This window comes from Streptomyces katrae (assembly GCF_000966975.1).
GTDB classification, from domain to species: domain Bacteria; phylum Actinomycetota; class Actinomycetes; order Streptomycetales; family Streptomycetaceae; genus Streptomyces; species Streptomyces katrae.
On sequence record NZ_JZWV01000459.1, the window covers coordinates 1 to 1,269 of the forward strand.

The 1,269-nt window shown below is 73.1% G+C and carries 2 protein-coding genes and 1 pseudogene; all 3 read right to left on the bottom strand.

The window, feature by feature from the left end:
• Positions 1-273: pseudogene (locus VR44_RS17245) on the bottom strand (sulfate ABC transporter substrate-binding protein); the annotation flags it as partial.
• A 235-nt stretch (positions 274-508) separates the two neighbouring features.
• Positions 509-607 (bottom strand): putative leader peptide, encoded by a 99-nt coding sequence (locus tag VR44_RS49155; protein ID WP_384760235.1) that lies wholly within the window; start codon positions 605-607, stop codon positions 509-511.
• Between the two features lie 137 nt (positions 608-744).
• The gene (locus VR44_RS17250; protein WP_045948403.1) at positions 745-1,203 is read right to left on the bottom strand and encodes an RrF2 family transcriptional regulator; all 459 of its coding nucleotides are present in this window, start codon (positions 1,201-1,203) and stop codon (positions 745-747) included.
• Positions 1,204-1,269: the final 66 nt, after the last annotated feature.

Here is a 1,269-nt window from a genome sequence, read left to right on the forward strand (position 1 = left end):
GAAGGTCTGCGGCTTGATCTGGGTGGCGCCGAGCTCCTTGGCGATGAGGCCTTCCTGGAGGCCCACCAGGGCGGTGGCGTGGGTCAGGTTCGGGAAGTACCCGATGCGGACCTCCGACGCCGACAGCTTCTTGGCGTCCTCGGCGGTGGCGCCGGCCGCCTTCGGCTCCTCCTTCTTCGCCTCGGAACCGTAGCCGCAGGCGGTGAGCAGCAGGGGGAGTGCGGCGGTGACGGCGATGGCGCGAAGGGCGGTGAGCGATCTTGCGGCAGACACGGAGGTGTCCTTTCAGGGGATGGGGCTGTTGCGGGGACGTGCGGACGTGCGGGGAGGACGTCGCGAGGTTGTGGGTCGCACGCGCCGGTGCCCGGCCCTCGCCGGCGGGGTCGCGGTGGTGCGTGGGGACCGGCGGGCCGTCGGGCGGCCGGGAGGGCGGGGCCCCCGCCGCGGCGAGCGGACGGCCCGGTGCCCGCCACGTGTCCGGCCCGGGGGCCGGACACGGCGAGCGGTGTCAGGAAGGCCGACAGATGGCGCTGGACGTGCGGACCAGATCGATGTGCCGGCGGGAGATCAGGGACGGAGCACGGCCCGCACGGTGCTCAGTGCGCATGGTCGCCTCCCTGGATCCCTAGTTTTCCCACCTGGTTGGTAGGCATATTGGCAGACCGGGGTACCCGCCCCAAGAGGGTGACCGCATGCTGGACGCCAGCGTCTCGCCGACTGAGAACGCGCAGGTGGTGCCGGGTGTCAGGGGTTGGTCCAGGCGCCCGGGGTATGGGCCAGCGCGGACACCCCGGCGGGCAGGTCGCAGGAGGCGACGTCGGCGAGCGACACACCGTCGAGGATCTCGCGGACGTTCGCCCGCAGGGCGATCCACAGGGGGAGCAGGGACTCGGCGGGACCGCTGTAGGAGAGGTCCGGCGGGCGGACCCCGCGAACCGAGACCAGCGGGCCGTCCACGACGCGGATCACGTCGGCGATGCTGATGGACGCGGCCGGCCTGGCCAGCCGGTAGCCGCCGTTGCCACCGCGCCGGCTGAGCACGAGACCGCCCCGGCGCATGTCGTTCAGGATGCCCTCGAGGAACTTGTGCGGGATGTCCTGGGCCTCGGCGATGGCCTCGGCCTTCAGCGGCCCTTCGTCCTGCGCTGCGGCGAGCTGCAGTGCGGCACGTACCGCGTAGTCCGCCCTGGCTGAGATCCGCATGCGGACAGTATCCCGTACGGCTCCGGCCGGTGTCCCGCGCGGGTGGCCCGGCGGCCGCCGGGCGGC